Genomic DNA, 15,721 nt, shown 5'->3' on the forward strand with positions numbered 1-15,721 from the left:
CGATCCGACGAACACGTTCGAAGGAGTCGCACATGTTGTCGGAAGACGAACTGGCCCTGCTGGAGGCCATCCGCGAGGCCGGCAGCCTGTCGCGCGCGGCGGCCAGGCTGGGCAAGGCGCCGTCCACGGTGTCGCACGCCGCGCGGCAGCTGGAGCAGCGCTTCGACGCACTCCTGTTCGACCGCCGCCGCTACCGCCTGCAGCTGACGCGTGCCGGCGAATTGCTCACAGAAGAAGCCGCCCGGCTCGCGCAGGATGTCGCGCGCGTCACACAACGCGTGCGGCAGGTCGCCAACGGCTGGGAAGACCGGTTGTGGATCGTGACCGACGAGCTGATGGAATTCGAGACCCTGATGCCCGTCATGCATGCGTTCGACGCGCAGGAATCCGGCGTGGCGCTGCGCGTCACGCACGAAGTGCTGGCCGGCACCTGGGAAGCGCTGCGGGACGGCCGCGCCGACCTGGTCATCGGTGCCGCCAACGAGCCGCCCGCCATCCCTAACCTGGGGTGGTTCGAGCTGGGCGTGATCGAATGGGTGTTTGCGGTTTCGCCCCGGCATCCGCTGGCGGCCGCCCGCCAACCATTGACGCGTGAGGAGATCGCCCGCCATCGTGCCCTGGTGGTGGCAGATTCATCACGCCTCACGGGCGGCCGTGCTTACGGCATGGTGGGCGGACAGCGCCTGCTGGCCGTGCCGAGCATGCGAGCCAAGACCCTGGCGCAGCGCGATGGCCTGGGGATCGGCTGGCTGCCCAGGCACCGGGTCGGCTCGCTGCTGCAGCGCGGCGAACTGATAGAGAAGCGCACCGCCGACCCGCGCGAGCCCAACCTGCTCTACGTGGGCTGGCGCGGCGATCACGAAGGCCGCGCGCTGCAATGGTGGCTGGAGCAGTTGCGACGGCCCCGGCTGGCCAGGATGCTGGTGCGGGGCGTCGACGCCTACGCGTAGCTGGCAGGGCAGCGTCCTACCATCTAAAGTAGCTTGTGGCTTTGCGGTACCAGGCAAGGAGAATCGTGATGGCCCAAGGATTCGACGCGATCATCATCGGCACCGGGCAAGCCGGCCCCGCACTCGCTGCGCGGCTGGCCGGCGCGGGTATGAAAACGGCCGTCATCGAGCGCGCGCGTTTTGGCGGCACCTGCGTGAACACCGGCTGCATTCCCACCAAGACCCTCATCGCAAGCGCGTACGCAGCGCAACTGGCGCGGCGGGCTGCCGAGTACGGCGTGACCATCGGCGGGCCGGTCGCGGTCGACATGAAGCAGGTGAAGGCACGCAAGGACGAGATCTCCGGCCGTTCCAGCAACGGTGTGGAACAGTGGATGCGCGGGCTGGAGAATGGCACGGTCTATCAGGGGCACGCTCGCTTCGAAAGCGCGCGCAGTGTGCGGGTCAACGGCGAACTGCTGGAAGCCGACCGGATTTTCGTGAACGTCGGCGGCCGGGCCCTGGTTCCGCCCATGCCGGGGCTGGACCAGGTGCCGTACCTGACCAACTCGAGCATGATGGAGGTGGATTTCCTGCCGGAGCACCTGATCATCGTCGGCGGCAGCTACATTGGCCTCGAGTTTGGCCAGATGTACCGCCGTTTTGGGGCCAGGGTGACCGTTGTCGAAAAAGGCCCGCGCCTGATCCAGCGCGAAGACGAGGATGTGTCGCAGGCAGTGCGGGAGATCCTGGAACGCGAGGGGATCGAAATCCGGCTCAATGCCAATTGCCTGAGCGCGCGCAGGGAAGGCGATCACATTGCGGTCGGGCTGGATTGTTCGGACGGGGCGCGCGACGTCCACGGCTCGCACCTGCTGCTGGCGGTGGGGCGCGTGCCCAACACCGAGGACCTGGGGCTGGACCAGGCCGGGGTCGAGACCGACGCTCGCGGCTATATCCAGGTAGACGAACAGCTGCGCACCAACGTCCCTGGCATCTGGGCGCTTGGCGATTGCAATGGCCGCGGTGCCTTCACGCATACGTCATACAACGACTATGAGATCGTCGCTGCCAACCTCCTCGACAACGATCCCCGCAGGCTGACGGACCGCATCGCGGCCTATGCCATGTTCATCGACCCTCCGCTCGGCCGCGCCGGCATGACGGAAGCAGAAGCCCGGCAATCCGGACGCAGGCTGCTGGTCGGCTCTCGCCCCATGAGCCGCGTCGGGCGAGCCGTGGAGAAGGGCGAGAGCCAGGGCTTCATGAAGGTCGTGGTCGACGCCGATACCCGCATGATCCTGGGCGCCGCGATCCTCGGCTTGACCGGCGATGAGGTGATTCACTCACTGCTCGACATCATGTATGCCAAGGCTCCCTATACCACCATCAGCCGCGCGATGCACATCCATCCGACGGTGTCGGAGCTGGTGCCGACGCTGCTGCAGGAGCTGCGGCCACTGGCCTAGGTGCCGCCTCCTTCAGAGCAGTTTGCATGCCTCGTCGAATTCCAGGCGGGGGCTGCGTGGGAACAGCTTGGCAGGGTCGCCATAGCCAAGATTGCACAGGAAGTTCGATTTCACGTGGCTGTCCGGGAAATATTCGAGCTGGAAGGCATTGTCCTTAGGGTCCGCGGGAAAGAATTCGTGATCGACCTTGGCATTGTCGAAGCCGGACATCGGCCCGCAGTCGAGCCCCAGCGAGCGGGCGGCGATGATGAAGTACGCGCCCTGCAGGGAACTGTTTCGCCTCGCGGTAGTCAGCGCGAGCTCGGGGGTTTCGGCGAACCACGAGCGTGCGTCCGCATGCGGAAACAGCTTGGGCAGAAGTTCGTAGAACTTGATGTCATAGGCGATGATGGCTGTGACCGGCGCGGCCATGGTTTTCTCTACATTGCCCGGCGCCAGCGCGGGCAACAGGCGCTGCTTGGCCTCAGGGGTACGCAGGAACAGAATGCGCGCGGGAGAGCAGTTGGCGCTGGTCGGCGCCCATTTCATCAAGTCATAGAGCTGCCGCAGGGTTTCGTCGCTCACGGGCTGGTTCAGCCATGCGCTGTGCGTGCGAGCATCGCGAAAGAGCAGATCCATGCCTTCTTCACTCAAGCGCTTGTTCATGGTTATCTCCTGGAAACGGGACCACGCGGCTGCCCGGCCAGGGCGCCGCTTCTGTCTAGCATAGGCAGCGCCGCTCGCCGCCGCGCCGCCGGCTTTCGCATGGATCCGCAGAGATTGTCTGCGCCATCGGCATGTGCCAGCGCGGGCAGGGGCTCAGGTATCCGCAAAGCCGCTTTGGCACGCCGGGCGAAACGCGCAGTGATCCGGTCGAAGTGACGATTGCCGGCCCTGGTGCTCGCGGTGATACTGGCAAGCACCTGGCGCACCTGTGCCACGAAAAATGGGGGAGCAATGGCGAGAAGGCAAAAGCTTGTGCAAACACATACGCCGCGCGCGAGTTCCCCCTGCACCAGCTACCCATCAGGGTGGTGCGCGGCCGTCGCGCGCCTGTCATTGTGAAACCACTCGTCTGCGCTTGCCTGCCTGGCTTCCTCAAGCTGGCCGGGCGCGCGACGCATCGGTTCATGTAGCAAATGGCAGGAGTCATCACCATGGAAACCTCAACCCCCAGCGGAAATCCCTTGCAGGATCTTTCCGCCAACCTGGCAGCCATCGCCGAGCGCGTCGGCCAGAGTGTCGTGGCGGTGCACGGGCGGCATCGCTTTCCCTCCAGTGGAGTCATCTGGCAACCCGGCGTGGTGGTCACGGCCGCGCATACGCTCAGGCAGGAAGACGGCATTGAAGTCACCCTGGCCGATGGCCGTAGCGTGGCGGCCGTCCTGGCGGGACGGGACCCTGGCACCGACCTGGCCGTACTGAGGCTCGATGGCGTGGAGTTGAACCCGGTCGAGAGCGGTGATGCGCGCGCCCTCAAAGCGGGCCATCTGGTGCTCGCGGTGGCGCGAGTGGACCGGCTCGGCACCAGCGCGGATTTCGGCGTTGTCGGCACTGCCGGCGGTCCATGGCGTACCTGGCGAGGCGGGCAGTTCGACGCCTTCGTGCGGCTTGACGGCGGCCTGCGCCCCGGTTTCTCCGGAGCGGCCCTGGCGGATATGCAGGGGCGGGTCATGGGCCTGTGCACATCGGCGCTCGCGCCTGGCGCCGGCATCCTGATTCCGGCTGCGACCGTGGCGCGCGTGAGCGGCGAACTGCTAAGCAAAGGACGTGTCTCGCACGGCTACCTTGGCGTGGGCACGCAGCCGGTGAACCTGTCGGAGTCTTGGGTGACGAAGCTGAATCTGGCATCCGGGCGCGGGTTGCTGGTGGTATCGCTTGCGGCGGGCGGGCCCGCGGAGCAAGCCGGGGTGCTGATCGGAGATGTGCTGGTCGAACTGGATGGCAAGCCATGCCAAGACATGGACGACGTCCATGCCGCGCTGGGCGGCGACCGCATCGGGCAGTTGCTGAAGATCGGGCTGATCCGGGGTGGCGAGCGCAAGGAGTGCTCGGTCACGGTGGGCGAACGCCAGTCACGGAAGTCGTGCGGCTGAGATTCATGCAAGCCGTCGCATGCCGGATGCCAGGATGACACCGATGAGCCCGGTCAGGGTCGCCGTGGTCGCCGCCTCGCCGCAGGCGCGCGCAAGCCTGCAGGCGCTTGTCGAGGGGGTGTCGGCGCTGGATTTCGCAGGCAGCGCGGCCGACGCCGCAGGGATCGCCGACCGCTTTGCCGGGGACGTGCCGGATGTGGTCGTGGTCGAACTTGAGCCGCACGCCGGTGACCTGCCGGCGCCGGAGGCGGGCCGCGATCCCGCAGCGCCGGCGCTGGTCCTGCTCACCGACGAGACGGACAGCGACTGGATCCATGAGGCGCTGGGAGCCAGCGCCACGGCACTGCTGCCGCGTAGCGCGACGCCCGGCGAAATCATCGCCGCGATCGAAGCTGTGGCCGCGGGACTTTGCGTGCTGTCCCCGGAGGTCCTCGCCAGGCTGCTGGCGCAGCGCAGGGCACCTCGCCAGACGGCATCCGCGGCTCTGACCGAAACGCTCACCCCACGCGAGCTTGAAGTGCTGGCCATGCTCGCCGAAGGGCTTGGCAACAAGGAAATCGCGCGCCAACTCGACATATCGGACAACACGGTGAAGTTCCACCTGTCCGCCATTTTCGGCAAGCTCGGCGCAAGCAGCCGCACCGAGGCTGTATTGCAGGGTATGCGGCACGGTCTCATCCTGGTGTAGGAGGCTCAGCCCGGAGTCACATCACCAGCGCGCATCAGAGGAACGGCGCAATGTTCGCCATCGCGCGCGACACGTAGGCCTCCTTCTCGCCCACTGGCGCCACATAGTCAATCGCGCTGCGTGCAGCCTCGACGCCTTCCAGGCGGGCGATGAACCAGGCGGCCAGGTACTGCGACGCCAGGCATCCGCCGGCGGTTGCAACGTTTCCCTTGGCGACAAACGGCTGATCGAGCACAGCCACGCCGGCCTCCACTACCCATGGCTTGGAGATCAGGTCCGTACAGGCCGGAACGTCGTTCACCAGGCCCAATTTGGCGAGGATGAGCGTGCCCGAGCATTGCGCGCCCAACAACTGGCGCGTCGGGTCGAAGCGCAGTTGCGACATCAGCGCGGCATCGGCAACGACGTCCCGGGTTCGTATCCCGCTACCCACCAGCACAGCGTCCGCGTTGCATGCGTCCTCCAGCGATGCTTGCGACTCAATCACCACACCGTTCAGCGAACGCACCTTGGCCGCCGGGCTGGCGATCGAAACCCGCCAGCCGGGCCGCTTGACCCGGTTGAGGATGGCGAGCGCGATCAGCGAGTCGATTTCGTTGAAACCTTCGAAGGTCAGGATGGCGATATGCATGGGGCCTCGTGGGAGTGGAGACGTTGGGTTGCGCCATCGTAGAGCCGGCAGTCAGTACATTCAAATAATTGTTATAGATACGCTCAGGCTGCGTCCTGCGGGTCCGCAAACGCCGCCATGCGCAGGACCGCTTCCCTGAGCTCCGACCTGAGTTGCGCCACCAGCTCCGCGGCCGGCAGGGACCTGGCCAAGGGCGCTGCCTGCCCGGCCCACTGCGCTGCATACTCAGCGCTTCCCGCGGCCTTGGCTGCGGCGTGAAGCGCCTTTCCCGCGTCATAGGCGATCGGGTAGTCCGGCACCGGCGGTGCGTCGGCGGCGATGCCGAGTGCCGTGAGCCGGTTGGTGAAGCCCCTGGCCGCGCGGCCCGATATGGCGCGGGTGAGCGTGGTCGCGCGCGGCTGGGGCGCGGTCAGCGCCGCGCGATAGGCGGCATCGGCAGATGACTCCGGGCAGGCGACGAATGCGGTGCCAAGCTGGGCGGCTTCCGCCCCGAGAGCCAGCACCGCGGCAATGCCTGCCCCGTCCATGATGCCGCCCGAGGCAATCACCGGAAGTTTCGTGCCCAGCACCAGGAGACGCACCAGAGCCAGCGTGCCGAGGCCTTCGTCGTAGCCATCGGTGTCGAAGGCGCCGCGGTGTCCGCCGGCTTCGATGCCTTGCGCGACGATGGCGTCCACGCCGGCGGCCTCTATCTGGCGCGCTTCATGCAGCGACGTTGCACTGGCCAGCAGCACGATCCCAGCCGCGCGCAGCGCGTCAATTTTCTGCTGGGCGGGAAGGCCGAAATGGAAGCTCACGACCGCTGGCTTTTCTTCCAGCAGCATCTGGAACATGGCGTCGTCGGCCACGAAACTCTTGTAGATCTCGCGCAGGCTCGCCGGTGTGGTCCCGCCGTGTTCGGCAAACTGGGCGGCAAGGTAGCTGAGCCAGGCCTGCTCGCGCACCTCATCGGCCTTGGCCGGGGCGTGGCAGAACAGGTTGACGTTGAATGGCTTGCCGGTCAGCGCTCGGGTCTCGCGGATGGTCTTGCGCGCGGCTTGCGCGTCCATTGCCCCGACACCAAGCGAGCCCAGCCCGCCGGCCTCCGACACGGCGGCAGCCATGGCCGCTGTGCTGACACCGGCCATGGGCGCCTGGATGATGGGCGTGGAAATGCCCAGGATTGAAAGAAGGTTGCGGCGGTGGCTGGAGGGCGTGGAAGTGTCCATGAAGGTCTCTTTCTCTTTGAAGTGCAGGATTCCGCTCGGGAGCTCATCGAAGGCGAGGCTGTACCGGAGGGTATCGAGCATGCCATGAAATCCGGCGGCGTGAGATGTTGCTGCGGCTTCGCAATGGATTGTTCATCGCGCGGCGCATCCGGTCCTGTCGGTGCGGGGCAAGGTGGCTTACCGCACGCGCCCCGCATTGCAGGCTTGGGATACCCGGCAACTATCGACTAGCTTGGAAGCCTTGGGGCCGCTTCGATGGGGCATTTGATGAAGACGATCACAGGGCGCCTGGTCACGATTGTTTCCGTGGACATAGCAGCGGGCCTCCTTGCCGCAAGCGGCGCGTGGGCCTCTGACATCGTCTGCAAATCCACTGCGCGCGAACCCCCCGTACGCTGCAACAACCCGGATGGCTCCGGGGTGAGATGCAACCTTGCGACGGGCGAGGTCGGCCAGAAGGCGCGCCCGCGGCATCTGATCTGCGATTCCTCCAGGCTGTCAGAGCGCTACGAGCGCATCTACGCCGAGCAGCAGAGGATGCTGCGCAAGGGCAGGATCCTGGACTCGGACATCGCGGCGTGGCGCGGCCGGCGCGATGCCTGCGACTCGGTACGCTGCCTGGAAAGCCTGTTCGCCAGATTCTGGCGGGAGCGGGATTCGATGCGAATCGCGCCAGGCCGCTCCGACGCCGCGAATCCGGCGGCAACTGCCAGATCGACCCCGGCCAGCCAGGAGGCGGCACCGCCGCCCGAGGCGGCTTCCGCACAGGCCCCACAGACCTCAACGCAGATTCCTGCGCCGACGCAGCGCGTGCAAGAAGAGCCGCCGCCGGCGGAGCCGCCTGCCATGTCGCCCGCACCGGAACCCGTCGAACCAGCACGGCCGACGGCTCCCGCTGTCGCAGCGCTGCCGGTCTGGCACGCCACAGCGCCTCCGGTTGCCGAGAACGAGAACAGCCGCGCGGACAAGTCCCTTCCGGCAGCCCTTGCCGTGGAGAGCCTGCTTTCAGGGCTGGTCGTGATGGGTGCGGGTTTACTGTGGACGCGCCGTGCTGCGAGCGCGCAGGATCGGACGCGTTTCGCCATCCCGGCGGCGGCGGTGGTCGTCTATGGCTTGCTGCTTGTGAATGCGCTGCTGCTGCCGTTTACGCTCGCCGTGAAGTGAGGGCACTGGCGCCTTACCGACGACAATGCATGGCGCCGCATCTTGAGCAGGCGGTGGCCATCGCGGCTCGGCGTGCAGCAGCTATGCATGGATGCGCCGCACCGGCGTTCAACGCCCCTTGAAAATCGGGTGCCGGGCGCAAACCGACAGCACGATGCGCTCGGACTGCACCAGGTAGTCGTTGAGGGCCGCGGCACACTCTGCGAGCTTGCCCGCCTCGAACAACTGCAGGATGTGCTGGTTCATCTCGACATATGGGCCATGCAGGAATTCCGCATCCTGCAGCATGCCGAAAGCCAGGCGCAGCTCGGCCAGCAGGTGGGAGAACATCACGTTCAGCCGCTCGCTGTCGGCCAGTTCCACGATGGCCATATGGAACTCCATATTGGCGGTGCCCGCGCCTTGCCAGTCGCCGCTGTCGCGGCAGCGCAGTCCCATTTCCACCGCTTCGCGCAGGTGCTTCCTGGCCGGATGGCTGGGATAGGCCTGGGCGATGGCCTGGCACTCGATCATGCGGCGCACGCGGTAGATGTCGATGATGGCCGCGATGCTGGGAATTGCCACGGATACGCCGCGGTTGGGTTCGTGCTTGAGCAGGCCTTCCTTGGTCAGCACGCGAAAGGTCTCGCGCAAGGTGTTGCGCGAGATCTGCAGGCTCTCGCTAAGCGCGGCTTCCGACAAGCGCTGCCCGGGCGCGAATTCGCCATGCACGATGCGCTGGCGAATCTGCTCCGTGACCCGCTCGGCCAGGTTTCTTACGTCAGTACTGGATGTCATGTTGGCTTGCGTCGGGGGCGACAGGTTCCGGCATGCCCCGTGCGGCGATGTTATCTCACTTTGTTGAACAATAGGCACAAGATTGGTGCGAACGATGCCCTACAGGCGTGACTTAGGTGTATACGAGGATCGAATAGCAGCCAATATTGTTCAACAATAAGGCGCGGTGGTTGAGTCATACGTGCAGATAAATGAACATGGTATGTGTTTTGCTAGACAGCGGCTGGGGTGCGGGGCCGCTGTTTAGCAGTCTTGCTCGCTACCGGAACTTCGTCGTGAAGACAGCACGACGAGCCTTGTCCACGCTTTGTCCTTATCCATAGTGAGCGCAACCATGTGGCTTAAAGAAACCAACCAGGCTGAGCGCAAGACGCTCTTTGCCGCCTTCGTCGGCTACGGGGTCGATGCCTTCGACTACATGATCTACACCTTCATGATCCCCACCTTCATCCTGGTGTGGGGCATGACCAAGGCCGAGGCTGGCTACATCGCGACGGGCGCGCTCATCAGCTCGGCCATCGGCGGCTGGCTGGCCGGCATCCTGGCCGACAAATATGGCCGCGTGCGGATCCTGCAGCTGACCGTGCTCTGGTTCAGTTTCTTTACGTTCCTGAGCGGCTTCACCCAGTCCCCCGAGCAACTGTTCCTGACCCGCATGCTGCAAGGCCTGGGCTTCGGCGGCGAGTGGTCGGTCGGTTCCTTGCTGATCGCCGAGATGATCCGGGCCCGCCACCGCGGCAAGGCGGTCGGACTGGTGCAAAGCAGCTGGGCCATCGGCTGGGGCCTGTCGGCGATTGCATTCTGGGCGGTCTATGCCGTGTTCGAGCAGCAATACGCATGGCGCGTGCTGTTCTGGGCCGGCGTGCTGCCGGCGATCTTTATCCTGTATATCCGCCGCAATATCTCCGAGCCCGAGGTGTATCAGGAAACCAGGGCCAAGCTGGCCCGCACCGGCCAAAGCAACAACTTCATGCTGATCTTCAAGCCCGGCGTGCTGCGCGTGACGGTGCTGGCAAGCCTGCTGGCGACCGGCATGCAAGGTGCCTACTATTCGGTGACGACCTGGCTGCCCACCTACCTCAAGATGGAGCGCAATCTCTCCGTGCTCAACACCAGCGGCTACCTGATGGTGCTGATCGCCGGGTCCTTCGCCGGCTACCTGACCAGCGCCTGGCTGTCCGACCGTCTGGGGCGCCGGCGTTGCTTCATGCTGTTTGCGGTGAGCGCGGCCTTCCTCGTGATCTGCTATACGCAGTTGCCGATCACCGACGCCGCGATGCTGGTGCTGGGTTTCCCCCTGGGTTTCTTCCTGTCCGGCATTTTCTCGGGGATGGGGGCGTACCTGACGGAGCTGTATCCGAGCCATATCCGCGGCTCCGGCCAGGGTTTCTGCTACAACTTTGGCCGTGCGGTCGGTTCCGTATTCCCGGCCATGATCGGGCATATGAGCGCATCAATGTCGCTGGGTGTTGCCATCGGCTATCTCGCCGCCGGCGCCTATGGGCTGGTCGTCATCGCCTGCCTGCTGTTGCCGGAAACGCAAGGGCGCGAACTGCTCGCCGAAGCCGGGGCCGAGGCTGCGCATTGATCAGATCCAAGACACTGGAGCAACCCTCATGCAAGATTCCGCACTGGAACGCACCCGCATCGCCGCCGTGAACGCCGCGCGCGCAGCGCGCGCAAGCTACCGTGCCGGCACCGTACAGCCTACCGCCGGCATTGCACCGGGGATGACGCAAGCCAACATGATCGCGTTGCCGCGCGACTGGGCCTGGGACTTCCTGCTGTACGCACAACGCAACCCCAAGGCCTGTCCCGTGCTCGACGTGATCGAAGCGGGTGCACAGCAGACCGTGCTGGCGCAAGGGGCCGATATCCGCACCGACATCCCGCTGTATCGCGTGTGGCGCGACGGCAAGCTGGTGGAGGAGGTGGCGGATGCCACGCCCCTGTGGACTGAGCATCCGGATCTGGTCACCTTCCTGATCGGCTGCAGCTTCACCTTCGAGACGCCGCTGCAAGAGGCAGGCATCGAGGTGCGGCATATCGCCGACGGTTCCAACGTGCCGATGTACCGCACCAACCGCCAGTGTCGCCCGGCTGGCCGCCTGCATGGCGAGATGGTCGTGTCCATGCGGCCCATCCCCGCGCATCGAGTTGCCGATGCGGTTTCCATCAGCGCACGCTTCCCGTCGGTGCACGGCGCGCCCGTCCATGTCGGCGATCCGGCCGCGCTCGGCATTGCCGATCTCGCCAGGCCTGACTTTGGTGACGCCGTGCGTATCGAGCCGGGCGAGATCCCGGTGTTCTGGGCTTGCGGCGTCACGCCCCAGGCGGCCGTGATGGCGTCAGGCGTGCCGTTCGCCGTGACGCATGCGCCAGGCCACATGTTCATTACCGACGTGCCAGACAGCACGTATCACGTCTAGGACCGTCGGGTCATTGCGGAGCTAGTTTTGCGTTTTCTGCCCGTCACTTCGAATGCCCTGCTGGTGGAACTGGCCGACCTGGACCAGACCCTGGCCCTGCTTGCCTCGCTGCAGCGCGATCCGCTGCACGGCGTAGCGGAGCTGGTGCCCGCCGCGCGCACCATCCTCGTCCACTTCCGCCCAGTGGCCACCAGCGCCGCCGCGCTGGTATCGGCCATTGCCGCGCGCGACCTGTCGCAGCGCGTGGAGCGCAGCAACATCCTGGTCGAGATTCCGGTGCGCTATGACGGCGAGGACCTGGCCGAGGTGGCCCAGCTGCTTGGCATCACGCCCGCGGAAGTGGTGCGCCGCCACACCGGCAGCGAATACACCGTTGCCTTTACCGGCTTTGCGCCAGGCTTTGCCTATCTCAGCGGCGGCCATCCCAGCTTCGACGTGCCGCGCCGCAGTACGCCGCGCACGCGTATTCCCGCCGGCGCCGTGGGCCTGGCGGGCACTTTCAGCGGCGTGTACCCGCAGGCCAGCCCGGGCGGCTGGCAGATCATCGGGGTCACCCCCGTGGCCATGTGGGACCTGAATCGCGAACAGCCTGCGCTGCTGCAGCCCGGCTATCGCGTGCGCTTCATCGACATCGCCACGCTCGATGGCGTACTCGATGCGGACAATGCCATCGCCGCCGGCGCCCCGGCGCGCCAGCCGTTGCCGACGGACCAGGCGCCTGCTGCCGCGGCGCTGAAGGTGAAGGCCACCGGGCTGCAAACCGTGTTCCAGGACCTGGGCCGGCACGGCCAGGCGGGGCAGGGCGTCTCGGCCTCGGGTGCGATGGACCAGGCCGCCCTCAAGATGGCCAACCGCCTGGTCGGCAACCGCAGCGACGGCGCGGCGCTCGAGACCGTGGGCGGCGGCCTGCAACTGCAGAGCGTGGGCGAAACCGTGCTGGCTGTCGCCGGCGCCGATGCGGCGCTGACGGTGCGCACTGCCGATGGCCGCCAATGGAGCGTCCCGAACCACCAGGCCGTGGCGCTGGCCGATGGCGACACGCTGAGCATTGGCCAGCCTCTTGCCGGCGCCCGCAGCTATGTGGCCGCACGCGGCGGGTTTGCCGTCGCGCCGGTGCTGGGCAGTTGTGCGACTGACACGCTGGCAAAGGTCGGCCCCGCGCCGCTGGCCGTGGGCGATGTGCTGGAGCTGCTGCCGGCACCGGCCGGCGCCGTCGTGGGCACCCCCGGGTTGCCTGCGGCCGACCTGCCCACGGTGGAGCAGGACGTCGTGCTGGACGTGGTGCTCGGTCCCCGCACCGACTGGTTCACTGCCGAGTCCGTGGCGCGCCTTGCCGCGCAGCGCTGGCAGGTCACCCCACAATCCAACCGCGTGGGCCTGCGCCTGGCCGGCGAGGTGCCGCTGGAGCGCGCCATCACCGGCGAGCTGCCCAGCGAGGGCACCGCCCTGGGTGCGTTGCAGGTGCCGCCAAGCGGCCAGCCCGTGCTGTTCCTGGCCGACCACCCGCTGACCGGCGGCTACCCCGTGATCGGGGCCGTGGCACCTTACCACCTGGACCGCGCCGGACAGGTTCCGGTTGGCGCCTGGCTGCGCTTCAACCCGCTCGGCGCCTTCGAAGAACTTCAACCGTCAGAACTGCAACCGTCGGCGCAGCGACCGTCTGCCGCCTGAGCGCACAAGCCTTAACAGAGATTGCGATGAAGAAAGTCCTGATTGCCAACCGTGGCGAAATTGCCGTCCGCATCATCCGCGCCTGTGCCGACTACGGCGTCGGGTCGGTGGCCGTGTATGCCAATGCCGATATCGACGCGCTGCACGCGCGGCTGGCCGACGAGGCCTACGGCCTGGATGGCGACCGTCCGGCCGACACCTACCTGAACATTCCCAAGTTGCTCGATATCGCCCGACGCAGCGGGGCAGATGCCGTGCATCCAGGCTACGGCTTCCTGTCGGAAAGTGAAGCGTTTGCCAGGGCAGTGATCGATGCCGGCCTGGTCTGGATCGGCCCGTCTCCCGCCACGATTGCGCGGCTGGGCGACAAGGTGGAAGCGCGCAAGATCGCCCTGCAGGTTGGTGCGCCGCTGGTCGCCGGCACGGCAGACCCGGTCGTGGACGCCAGCGAGGTACTTGCCTTTGCCGAGCAGAACGGCCTGCCGATCATCATCAAGGCGGCTTTCGGCGGCGGCGGCCGCGGCATGAAGATCGCATGGCGCATGGATGAGGTGGAAGAGCTGTACGCCTCCGCTGTGCGCGAGGCTGTCACTGCCTTTGGCCGAGGCGAGTGCTTCGTTGAGCAGTTCCTCGACAAGCCCCGCCATATCGAAGCGCAGGTACTGGCCGACCAGCATGGCAATGTCGTGGTGCTGGGCACGCGCGACTGCTCGCTGCAGCGCCGCAACCAGAAGCTGGTCGAAGAAGCCCCGGCGCCGTTCCTGACCGACGCGCAGCGCGCGCGTATCCATGCCGCCGCCCGCGACATCTGCGCGGCGGCCAACTACACCAGTGCCGGCACCGTGGAATTCCTGCTCAGCGCCAGCGGCGCGATCTCCTTCCTGGAGGTCAACACCCGCCTGCAGGTGGAGCACCCCGTGACCGAGCAGACCACCGGCGTGGACCTGGTGGTCGAGCAATTGCGCGTGGCGGATGGCTTGCCGCTCTCCATTACCGAAACCCCGGCGCCGCTGGGCCATTCGATCGAGTTCCGCATCAACGCCGAGGACGTGGGCCGCGGCTTCCTGCCCACGCCCGGGCCGGTGCAGACCTTCGAGGCGCCGTCGGGCCCCGGCGTGCGCGTGGATTCGGGCGTGCAGTCCGGCTCGGTGGTCCCCGGCACATTCGACTCGCTGATGGCCAAGCTCATCGTGACCGGTGCCACGCGCGAACAGGCGCTGGCGCGCGCACGCCGCGCGCTGCGCGAGTTCCGTATCGAGGGGGTGGCGTCGGTGCTGCCGTTCCACCGTGCGGTGATCGACCATGCAGATTTCGTCGGCGCGGATGGCTTCAGGGTCCACACGCGCTGGATCGAGTCCGACTTCGCCGAGCCGCTGGCGGCGGCCACCCGTGCCGAGCCCCGGCACGATGCCAGCCTGCTGCGCACCGCCATCGAGATCGACGGCCGCCGCGTGGTGCTGGGCCTGCCGGCGCAGCTGCTGCGCGGCCTCGCCGATGCGCCCGGGCAAGGCAGCGCCGCGGCGCCGGCCCAGGCCGCCGCTACCGACCCGGCCGACCTGCCATCCCCGATCGCCGGCACCGTGCAGACCTGGAAGGTCGCAGTTGGCGACGAGGTCGAGGAAGGCGATCTGATCGCCGTGATGGAAGCCATGAAGATGGAGATGCAAGTCCATGCCCATCGCGGCGGCCGCGTAACGTGGCAGGCGGCCGCGGGCACTTTCCTGACGGCGGGGACGCGGCTGGTCAATATTGTGTGAATGCACTTAGGGTGCGCCGCTCAGTTCAGCGCAAGCCCCGCGTGCGCCAGCAAGCGGCGAAACACCGCCAGGCGTGTATCGCCGGTCTGCGCCAGCCGGTCACAGACATGGAGGTGTTCAGGCATATCGCTGTGTCCGCGCAGCGCATCCTTGCACTCCCGCTCTGAGATCTCCAGGTGGACGCCGGCGAGCACCGCGCGGCCCTTGCCAACCCGTGAACTGACGATGGCGGGCGGCGTGCCATCGATATCCGCATAGACGGCCAGGACCTGCGTGTCGGGGCCGAGAGCGTCGCCGAAGTCAAAGCGGCAGCCGCCATGGTAGTGGGCGTATAGCGACATCGGGACATCGGTCAGCCTGTCCGTGGTCCGCAGTTTCACCGCGGCCGTGGTACGCGGCGTGCCGTCATACAGCATGCCGTCGGTCAGTTCCGGCAGCGAGCCCACTGCCACCGCGTCGACAAAGCACAGTTCGCGCGGGCCGCAGATTGCGCCCCTGGTGCCGGCGTGAAACGCCAGTTCCCGGCATGCGTAGTAAGCGCCCGCGCAAATCCCGAGGTAGGCGCCGCCCTGCTCGACGAAATGCCGGATGCGCGCGTTCGGGGCCCCGTTCAGCAGTGCACAGTAGGGAAGGTCGGCGCCGCCCGGCATGACAAACAGCACCGCCCCAGCGAACAGCGTGGCGTCGTGCCGGATGTCGTCTGCCATCACCGCGCGGAGCTCGTAGGTGCTGGCATGGAGTTGGTGCCCGATGGTCCGCATCAGGCATGCGGTCCAGTCGGAAGCGCCGGCGTCGACATAGGTCAGGATCTTGGGCCTTGGCATACCGGCATCCGTTTTTGAATAACGAACGGGAACTCACGGGACGGCTCAGGTACCGGTCTCGGATAGGAGGTTGGGTGATTCCAGGTGCTCTTGTTGTGC

General features: G+C 66.6%; 14 protein-coding genes. 9 read left to right on the plus strand and 5 right to left on the minus strand.

Annotation, left to right across the window (positions count from 1 at the left end):
- The first annotated feature begins 32 nt into the window (after positions 1-32).
- The gene (locus tag AC3WVS_RS16500) at positions 33-950 is read left to right on the plus strand and encodes a LysR family transcriptional regulator (protein ID WP_492319530.1); all 918 of its coding nucleotides are present in this window, start codon (positions 33-35) and stop codon (positions 948-950) included.
- A 68-nt stretch (positions 951-1,018) separates the two neighbouring features.
- Complete coding sequence (locus tag AC3WVS_RS16505; RefSeq protein WP_492319531.1) at positions 1,019-2,398, plus strand: FAD-containing oxidoreductase; 1,380 nt, start codon at positions 1,019-1,021, stop codon at positions 2,396-2,398.
- A 12-nt stretch (positions 2,399-2,410) separates the two neighbouring features.
- On the opposite strand, the gene AC3WVS_RS16510 is transcribed toward AC3WVS_RS16505, so the two are convergent.
- Complete coding sequence (locus tag AC3WVS_RS16510; protein WP_492319532.1) at positions 2,411-3,043, minus strand: malonic semialdehyde reductase; 633 nt, start codon at positions 3,041-3,043, stop codon at positions 2,411-2,413.
- 491 nt (positions 3,044-3,534) lie between these two features.
- Between AC3WVS_RS16510 and AC3WVS_RS16515 the strand changes: the two genes are divergently transcribed.
- Together AC3WVS_RS16515 and AC3WVS_RS16520 are read left to right on the plus strand one after the other, a co-directional pair.
- The gene (locus AC3WVS_RS16515) at positions 3,535-4,473 is read left to right on the plus strand and encodes a S1C family serine protease (RefSeq protein ID WP_492319533.1); all 939 of its coding nucleotides are present in this window, start codon (positions 3,535-3,537) and stop codon (positions 4,471-4,473) included.
- A gap of 43 nt (positions 4,474-4,516) precedes the next feature.
- Positions 4,517-5,161 (plus strand): response regulator transcription factor, encoded by a 645-nt coding sequence (locus AC3WVS_RS16520; RefSeq protein WP_492319534.1) that lies wholly within the window; start codon positions 4,517-4,519, stop codon positions 5,159-5,161.
- 34 nt (positions 5,162-5,195) lie between these two features.
- Here AC3WVS_RS16520 and AC3WVS_RS16525 read toward each other — a convergent pair whose 3' ends face one another.
- Both AC3WVS_RS16525 and AC3WVS_RS16530 read right to left on the minus strand, forming a co-directional pair.
- Complete coding sequence (locus AC3WVS_RS16525; protein ID WP_492319535.1) at positions 5,196-5,792, minus strand: DJ-1/PfpI family protein; 597 nt, start codon at positions 5,790-5,792, stop codon at positions 5,196-5,198.
- Between the two features lie 83 nt (positions 5,793-5,875).
- Positions 5,876-7,000, minus strand: coding sequence for an NAD(P)H-dependent flavin oxidoreductase (locus AC3WVS_RS16530; protein WP_492319536.1), 1,125 nt, complete (start codon positions 6,998-7,000; stop codon positions 5,876-5,878).
- Positions 7,001-7,267: 267 nt separating this feature from the next.
- Here AC3WVS_RS16530 and AC3WVS_RS16535 point away from each other — a divergent pair, with 267 nt between their 5' ends.
- Complete coding sequence (locus AC3WVS_RS16535) at positions 7,268-8,164, plus strand: GntR family transcriptional regulator (protein ID WP_492319537.1); 897 nt, start codon at positions 7,268-7,270, stop codon at positions 8,162-8,164.
- A gap of 108 nt (positions 8,165-8,272) precedes the next feature.
- Here the strand turns inward: AC3WVS_RS16535 and AC3WVS_RS16540 are convergent, their stop codons facing one another.
- Positions 8,273-8,941 (minus strand): GntR family transcriptional regulator, encoded by a 669-nt coding sequence (locus AC3WVS_RS16540; RefSeq protein ID WP_492319538.1) that lies wholly within the window; start codon positions 8,939-8,941, stop codon positions 8,273-8,275.
- Positions 8,942-9,275: 334 nt separating this feature from the next.
- Here AC3WVS_RS16540 and AC3WVS_RS16545 point away from each other — a divergent pair, with 334 nt between their 5' ends.
- Genes AC3WVS_RS16545 through AC3WVS_RS16560 form a run of 4 tightly spaced genes read left to right on the plus strand, consistent with a single transcriptional unit; the run spans position 9,276 to position 14,798 of the window.
- Entirely contained in the window at positions 9,276-10,529 is a 1,254-nt protein-coding gene (locus tag AC3WVS_RS16545) for an MFS transporter (RefSeq protein WP_492319539.1), read from the plus strand.
- 28 nt (positions 10,530-10,557) lie between these two features.
- Complete coding sequence (locus AC3WVS_RS16550) at positions 10,558-11,370, plus strand: putative hydro-lyase (protein WP_492319540.1); 813 nt, start codon at positions 10,558-10,560, stop codon at positions 11,368-11,370.
- A gap of 27 nt (positions 11,371-11,397) precedes the next feature.
- The gene (gene pxpB / locus AC3WVS_RS16555; RefSeq protein WP_492319541.1) at positions 11,398-13,041 is read left to right on the plus strand and encodes a 5-oxoprolinase subunit PxpB; all 1,644 of its coding nucleotides are present in this window, start codon (positions 11,398-11,400) and stop codon (positions 13,039-13,041) included.
- Between the two features lie 26 nt (positions 13,042-13,067).
- A complete protein-coding gene (locus AC3WVS_RS16560; protein ID WP_492319542.1) occupies positions 13,068-14,798 on the plus strand; it encodes an acetyl/propionyl/methylcrotonyl-CoA carboxylase subunit alpha in 1,731 nt (576 codons plus the stop codon).
- 20 nt (positions 14,799-14,818) lie between these two features.
- On the opposite strand, the gene AC3WVS_RS16565 is transcribed toward AC3WVS_RS16560, so the two are convergent.
- Positions 14,819-15,622, minus strand: coding sequence for a BPL-N domain-containing protein (locus tag AC3WVS_RS16565; RefSeq protein WP_492319543.1), 804 nt, complete (start codon positions 15,620-15,622; stop codon positions 14,819-14,821).
- Positions 15,623-15,721: the final 99 nt, after the last annotated feature.

It is taken from the genome of Cupriavidus sp. CPT47-8839-RL05A, assembly GCF_058792255.1.

Coding starts and splice junctions, on each gene's coding strand:
- AC3WVS_RS16510 (WP_492319532.1), bottom strand. CDS start 3,043: ATGAACAAGCGCTTGAGTGAAGAAGGCATGGATCTGCTCTTTCGCGAT.
- AC3WVS_RS16565 (WP_492319543.1), bottom strand. CDS start 15,622: ATGCCAAGGCCCAAGATCCTGACCTATGTCGACGCCGGCGCTTCCGAC.
- AC3WVS_RS16520 (WP_492319534.1), top strand. CDS start 4,517: ATGAGCCCGGTCAGGGTCGCCGTGGTCGCCGCCTCGCCGCAGGCGCGC.
- AC3WVS_RS16530 (WP_492319536.1), bottom strand. CDS start 7,000: ATGGACACTTCCACGCCCTCCAGCCACCGCCGCAACCTTCTTTCAATC.
- AC3WVS_RS16560 (WP_492319542.1), top strand. CDS start 13,068: ATGAAGAAAGTCCTGATTGCCAACCGTGGCGAAATTGCCGTCCGCATC.
- AC3WVS_RS16535 (WP_492319537.1), top strand. CDS start 7,268: ATGAAGACGATCACAGGGCGCCTGGTCACGATTGTTTCCGTGGACATA.
- AC3WVS_RS16550 (WP_492319540.1), top strand. CDS start 10,558: ATGCAAGATTCCGCACTGGAACGCACCCGCATCGCCGCCGTGAACGCC.
- AC3WVS_RS16505 (WP_492319531.1), top strand. CDS start 1,019: ATGGCCCAAGGATTCGACGCGATCATCATCGGCACCGGGCAAGCCGGC.
- AC3WVS_RS16545 (WP_492319539.1), top strand. CDS start 9,276: ATGTGGCTTAAAGAAACCAACCAGGCTGAGCGCAAGACGCTCTTTGCC.
- AC3WVS_RS16540 (WP_492319538.1), bottom strand. CDS start 8,941: ATGACATCCAGTACTGACGTAAGAAACCTGGCCGAGCGGGTCACGGAG.
- AC3WVS_RS16515 (WP_492319533.1), top strand. CDS start 3,535: ATGGAAACCTCAACCCCCAGCGGAAATCCCTTGCAGGATCTTTCCGCC.
- AC3WVS_RS16525 (WP_492319535.1), bottom strand. CDS start 5,792: ATGCATATCGCCATCCTGACCTTCGAAGGTTTCAACGAAATCGACTCG.
- AC3WVS_RS16500 (WP_492319530.1), top strand. CDS start 33: ATGTTGTCGGAAGACGAACTGGCCCTGCTGGAGGCCATCCGCGAGGCC.